5 protein-coding genes are annotated in these 6,150 nt (G+C 65.5%); all 5 read right to left on the bottom strand.

Translation table 11 applies throughout. The features are described from left to right. Positions 1–790: FtsW/RodA/SpoVE family cell cycle protein (locus tag IQ216_RS10845; RefSeq protein ID WP_228007406.1), on the bottom strand; the 790-nt coding region annotated here is incomplete at its 3' end. 324 nt (positions 791–1,114) lie between these two features. After that, a complete protein-coding gene (locus IQ216_RS10840) occupies positions 1,115–1,315 on the bottom strand; it encodes a phycobilisome linker polypeptide (RefSeq protein ID WP_186698794.1) in 201 nt (66 codons plus the stop codon). 34 nt (positions 1,316–1,349) lie between these two features. Further along, positions 1,350–1,838 carry an allophycocyanin subunit beta gene (apcB, locus tag IQ216_RS10835; RefSeq protein WP_186698796.1) on the bottom strand — a complete coding sequence of 163 codons (489 nt, stop codon included), beginning with the start codon at positions 1,836–1,838 and terminating at the stop codon, positions 1,350–1,352. 42 nt (positions 1,839–1,880) lie between these two features. Next, positions 1,881–2,366 (bottom strand): allophycocyanin, encoded by a 486-nt coding sequence (locus IQ216_RS10830; RefSeq protein WP_186698798.1) that lies wholly within the window; start codon positions 2,364–2,366, stop codon positions 1,881–1,883. Positions 2,367–2,937: 571 nt separating this feature from the next. Then, the gene (locus IQ216_RS10825) at positions 2,938–5,955 is read right to left on the bottom strand and encodes a phycobilisome rod-core linker polypeptide (RefSeq protein WP_193815471.1); all 3,018 of its coding nucleotides are present in this window, start codon (positions 5,953–5,955) and stop codon (positions 2,938–2,940) included. Positions 5,956–6,150 lie beyond the last annotated feature (195 nt).

Raw genomic sequence — 6,150 nt, 5'->3', positions numbered from 1 at the left:
CCGAGCCCACGTAGCCGAATTCCTCGGCATACACGGAAAAGATGAAGTCGGTGGTCTGGATCGGCAGGTACTGGAGCTTCTGGGTCGAGAGGCCGAATCCCTCTCCGAGCAGCCCACCGGAGCCGATGGCCAGCAGGCTCTGCACAAGCTGGTAGCCGTCGCCCTGAGCGTCCCGCCAGGGGTCCAGGAACGAGATCACCCGCAGGCGTTGGTAGTCGTTGATCAGGATGCTGGCCGAGCCCATAAGGCCCCCCGCGGTGGCGGCCCCCAGCAGCAGGGGCAGCCCCACCCCGGCAGCCAGGGCCATCAGCCAGAGCAGGAGTCCGGTGAGGGCGGCGGTGCTGAGGTTGGGCTGTTTGAGCACCAGCAGGATCAGGGTTCCGAACACGCCCAGCCACAGGAGCTTCTGGTCGAGGCTGATGCGGCGCCAGTGGGCGAACAGGGCGGCCCCCTGCAGCACCACGAAGGGCTTCACCAGCTCGGAAGGCTGCATCTGGATGGGGCCGAGCACCAACCAGCGACTGGCGCCATTCACGGTGCTGCCCACCACCAGGGTGGCGGCCACCAACAGGGTGCCGATCAACAGGGCGAGGGGAGCCAGATGCAGCCAGCGCCGCAGACTGGTGCGCACGGCCATCCAGAGCAGTCCCCAGCTGGCCACCGTCCAGATCAGTTGGCGCTTGAGATAGAAAGCGCCATCGCCCATCTCCCGCTCGGCCACCCACCAGCTGGCGGAGGCGAGCACCAGCAAGCCCATCAGGCTCCACAGGGCCACCAGGGCCAGCAGCAGCCTCGCTTCCGCAGGCCACTCGGCCCATGGCCAAGGCCTAAGGGGCCGCCCAGGTTGAACGGTGTGGGGCCGGCGGCCCGGCCGTCGTGGCCGTGCGGCTGTGGTCGCAGCAGTGGAGGTCACGGAGTGGGCAACGGTGCCTGGCAGGACCAGGAAGGACTCCTATTGAGACGTGTCTCACCCCTGCTTGTCGAGTCTTGAGGCCGCCCATGCAGCTGTCCTGTCATGGATCGCTGCGCGTTGGTGAGCATGAAAAAGCCCGGCACGTGGCCGGGCTGGTGAGGTGCTGGGTGAAGCGAGAAGACAGAATGAACCAGGATTCACTCAGTTGCCGACGTTCACTTGACGGCCACCGGTAGCAAGTTCAACTTTAAGAATCTTGCCGCCCTGCTTCATGATTCGCTGCTGTTCAGCAAACCAGCTCTCGTAGGGCACCCACTTGGTGAAGTAGGTGTTTTGAAGTTCGCGCTGGGTGCGCGACTTCTCTGGGCAAGGGATGCAGGCAGTGATTTTGAACAGGCGCATGGAGTGATCCGCAGGGATAGACGGAAACTCTGGATCAGTTGCCCAGACCCGAGCAGATGTAGTCGAAGTAGACGGCCATTTCACGGCCGGCATCGGGGCCCACCAAGGAAGCGGTGACTTCCTTCATGGCCTGGATAGACTGCACCGTGGCGCCGATGGGCACACCAAGGGAGTTGTAGGTTTCCTTGAGGCCGTTGAGAACCCGCTCATCCAGGATGGAAGTGTCACCCGCCAGCATGGCGTAGGTGGCGTAGCGCAGGTAGTAGTCGAGGTCGCGAATGCAGGCCGCATAACGACGGCAGGTGTACATGTTGCCGCCCGGACGGGTGATGTCCGAATACAACAGCGACTTGGCTACAGCCTCTTTGATGATGCCGGAAGCATTGGCGCTGATCGTGGCGGCGGCACGGACGCGCAGCTCACCGCTGGCGAAGTACTGCTCCAGACGACCCATGGCGGAGCCGTCGAGATACAGGCCTTGAACGTCGGCCTGATTGATGACGTTGGTGATGGCGTCTTGCATGAATCCTGCTGAAGGCGTAGGAGGAAAAGGGAAAGAGCAGCCTCAGGAGAGGGCGCCGATGACGTAGTCGAAGTAGAAACCAGCTTCTTCGGCGTCACCACCCGTGAGCATGCCGGTGGCCACGTTCTTCATCTCGCGCACAGCCTCAGCCATGGCATCGAGAGGCGTGCCCAGGGAGCGGTACATCTCCTTGGCACCGATGATCCCGATTTCCTCAATGGGTGTCACATCACCGGCCACAACGCCGTAGGTGACCAGGCGCAGGTAATAGTCCATGTCCCGCAGGCAAGACGCGGTCATCTCCTCGCCATAGGCGTTGCCGCCAGGGGAGATGACGTCGGGACGCCGCTGGAACAGCGCACCCCCCGCCGTTTTGACGATGCGTTCGCGGCTCTCGCTCAGGACCTGGGCCACGCGCACACGGCGCTGGCCTGCGGTCACGAAGGATTTGATCTGGTCGAGTTCGCCAGGGCTGAGATAGCGGGCTTCGGCGTCCGCGTTGATGATCGAGTTGGAGACGATGCTCATGCAGTTCTGCCTCGAAACAAGCGGCCGCCTTGACGGAGACCGGTATCCGGTGGGTAAGGGAGTGATCGACTCGCGCCGATCGCCGAATCATTCTGCGCCAAGGCCCCGCCATGGCTCCTGCTCCGGTAACAGTTCTTCATGGCCTGACGTTGAAGGAAAAGCACTGGGGCGCAGGGGGTTTGGTGGATGTTTCCAATAGTGAATAAACCCTGCGACGCTCCTGGCTGGGGTCATCTGCAGGGGTGGCTGTTGCCTCCATCGGCTCCAGCAAAGGATTGGTATGCAGACATAGTTTTGCTGTGATCAATCACCTCTCTTTGAAGTTCTCCCCAGCAGAGGATGTCGCGCTCATGGGTGTTATCGCCTCAGGGTCTCATCCAGCAAGGATCGACTGATGTAGGGCGCAAGGCTTGCTGAGGCAATCTGATGGCTACCGTTCAGCCGATTGATCAATGGCTGCCGCAGTGGCGGTGTTGTGGCCCGGAGCCTGGGGCATCTGGCCCAGGCGTGCTCATGGGTCCGGGCTCCTCCAGAGCCTTTGCCCCAGCTCAGGAAGGGTCTGAGGCCTCCGCTAAATGGCTCCGCCCGGGGCTGGGTTCAGCCCTCCGTTGCCACCATAGAGAGCCGCCGTGCGGTTCACGGTGCTGATGGGAATGCCATCAGCTGTGTCCAGACCGCGCACGTAGGGAACCGTGTCCTGGCCAAAGGCCTCGGCGTATTCCTGGCTGTTCAGCAGCTCCTGCACGGCAGCAACCTGACCGGCGGCGCCCCTCGTGGCCAGATAACGGCTCACTTCCTGGGGCTGGGCCGCCCGTCCCAGCAGCGCCAGGTAGGCCGCTGAAGCCGCCCGAAGCGGTGCCATGCGGTTGAGCCGTTGCTGGAACAACTCACCGGTGGCCACCTGGGCCACGAATTCGGCAGCCGTCAGCTGAACGTTGCGGAACTGGGACTCGGCATCCTTGAGGCGCTCGACCCGCAGGGGAATGCGGTTGAGCAGTTGGCGGTAGGTAGTGGTGACGGCTTCCTGCACCTGGGCCTCGCTGGCGGTGCGGCCCACGCGCACCGGACGCCCGAGGCTCTGGCGCCGGCGGAAGCCCTGGGGCTGGGCGGGACGCAGGGCCCGTTGCATGGCCGCTCCAGGTTGCAGGGCGGGCGCTGCCGCCAGGTTGCCAGCAACGGCCTTGCTCCAGCCACCGGCGAGCGGGGCCTGGGCGGCAGAGGGGCTCTCAAAGCCCTGGCCACCGGGGGTGCTCCAGAAGGCATTGACTCCAGGGGCACGCCAGGTGCGTTGCGGCGCAGGCTGCTGGCGGACACTGGCGCTGGAGGTCTGGGGGCCGGCTGGCCGGTTGACCTCGCCACCGACAATCTTGGCGCTCCAGACGCCGCGGATGACCTCGCTGCGCTGCGGCAGGTTGCGCGGGGTGATGTCGCCCACGGTGCGCACGGCCAGGGGCGGAGCCACCTCGGGGCGCTTGGTGGGGGTGAGGTCCGGGTAGGCGGCCGCGTTGAAGGGCCGGTTCAGACCAGGAACCTTGCGGGCGGTGCGATCGGCCGGGGTGACGAAGCGCTCAAAGGGAACCGTGTCCTCGCCGAAGCAGTCGTTGTACTCCCGGCTGTTCAGCATGGCGTCGATGACGCCATAGAAGCCCTGGCGAGCTGCTGTGTCGAAGTAGGCATCGATTTCCCAGCGGCCGAAGCTGGGGCGGCCCAACAGGCGCCGATGCATCACTTCAATGGCCTTGGTGATGTAGAGGCCGCTCCAGTAGCGCCGGCGGAAGGCGTTGGAGCGGGCCACCTGGCGCACGAACTCCCTCAGGCTGATGTCGCCGTTCTCCAGCTTGATCTCTTCCACCTTGTTGCGCTCGCCGGCATAGCCGGCGTTGCCGAGCACCTGCACGTACACCGCATTGATCACGGCCTGGGTGCTGGCTTCGGTGCCGCGGATATTGGGCTGGCCGCCGCGGCGGGGCACGGAGTTGCCACCGGTGGCGATCTGCTGCAGGCGAACCACCTTGGGGCCGACCCGCCGGGGAACGGCCTTGCGGAACTGGCGGCTGTCCATCTGGCCGGGCTGGTTCAGGCCGTTGCCGATCAGGATGCGGCGGCTGTCATAGCCGAACGGGGCGGGACGGGTGGCCACCTTGGCGGTGCTGGAGGGGAAGATGGCGCCGTAGGTGAGGCCCAGCGGATCGTTGCTGCCGCCGTAGGGGTGCTGATCGGGATAGGGCTGGCGGTAGGAGGCGTAGAGGGTGACGTACTGGGGGGCTCCCTCAAAGGGTGCGCTGAAGCGGAAGAGCTTGCGGTTCGAACCCCAGCCGGCGCTTTCCTGGGCTTCCTCGCCGAGGTCACGCAGGTAGGGAACGGTTTCTTCACCGAAGACCCGGGCGTACTCCATCGAGTTCACCAGGCAGTCGACCAGACCGGGCAGGCCCTGGGCGCTGACGATGTCGAAGTAGGCAGTGAACTCTTCTCTTGAGCTGAGGCCCCTGCCAAGGAAGTGGCGGAAGGCCAGCTCCACGGCCCGGCTGTTGGAAAAGCGGCCGTAAAACTGCTTCTGGTAGTCGCGGCTGCGGCCGAGAGCGCGGATGAACTCGCGCATCGAGAGCTGTCCCTGGCGCGTCTGTGTGGCCTCCACGGAGCACACCTCCTGGCCGTAGCCCTTGACGATGTCGCGCTCGAAGACCTGGCGGTAGGCCGCCCGGATCACCTCGGCCTTCTGGGCACCGGTCATGGCCGGCTTCATCACGAAGCGCAGGGCCTTGCCCTGGGCGCCGAGGGCGTAGGTGGCGGGGAGCTGCAGCCCCTGGGTCACGGAGCTGCCCAGCCGTTGGCGAGCCGAGGGCGTGGGAATCGCCAGCTCGGCGATGAGCACATTGAAATACTGGATCACCAGCTGGCGGGTGCCAGGCTCGGCCTTGAACAGGCCGGCAGAAGCCGCCCGCATTTCCTGCAGGGCCACGTTGGTGGCCGTCAAGGAGCAGGCCTTCTCCAGCACATCGCGGAGGCCGCGGGTGTTGACGGCCAGGATGCTGGGGTCCCCGGCCACCAGGGCGTAGCCCACGTAGCGCAGGAACCAGGCCAGGTCGCGGATCGATTTCCGCATCCTGGCGGTGCCGTACAGGCCCACCGAAATCGGCGAGAAGCCGGTCGGCAGCACCACGCGCACGTCGGCGTCGCCACCAGCTCCCTCCAGCAGGCGGCTGATCAGGTTGCCGCGGCCGGTGCTGCCGCTGGCCCCTGCGTAGGTTTCGACCGAACGGCGAAAGGCGGCCTGATCAGCTGCCAGCACGGCGGTCTGACTGCCCGAGCGGGCCGCAGGACTGAGGGGCGCATCCAGGTAGGAGAGCGGCGTTCCACCCGAGAAGATCCTGTTGGCCGCCTTGGCCACGATGAAGTCGGCATTGTCCGAAATGCGACGGGCTGCCTCAACCCGCCTCTGGCCGCTCTGAAAGAACGTGACCAGATTGTTCAGCTCACCCCCATCCGGGAAGCGGTCTTCCTGCTCCGCCTGACGGACGCTGGACAGCGGGAGGGTGTCGTAGCGCTGGGGAGCAACCCTGGTGCTGCCGCTGCTGGCGGTCACGGTCATTGACGAGAGCGAACCGGGCTGCGCCAACCTACGGCTCGTTGCCAGGAGCAACGGGAGCTGTTGAACAAATGTTTGCAGCCCCGGCAGCTCCGGCAGTCCCCCCGGTGCGGCCCTGCTGCTGGGGCCGCCGTGAAATGCTCGCCCCCAGATCGCCCTGCTGCCGTGTCCGCCACTGATGCCGCCACCCCTGCGGTG

The sequence above is a fragment of the Cyanobium sp. LEGE 06143 genome (genome assembly GCF_015207535.1).
In the GTDB taxonomy this organism is placed as follows: domain Bacteria; phylum Cyanobacteriota; class Cyanobacteriia; order PCC-6307; family Cyanobiaceae; genus NIES-981.
Note: the sequence above shows the minus strand (reverse complement) of the source record. Positions and strands in the feature narration are given on the sequence as shown.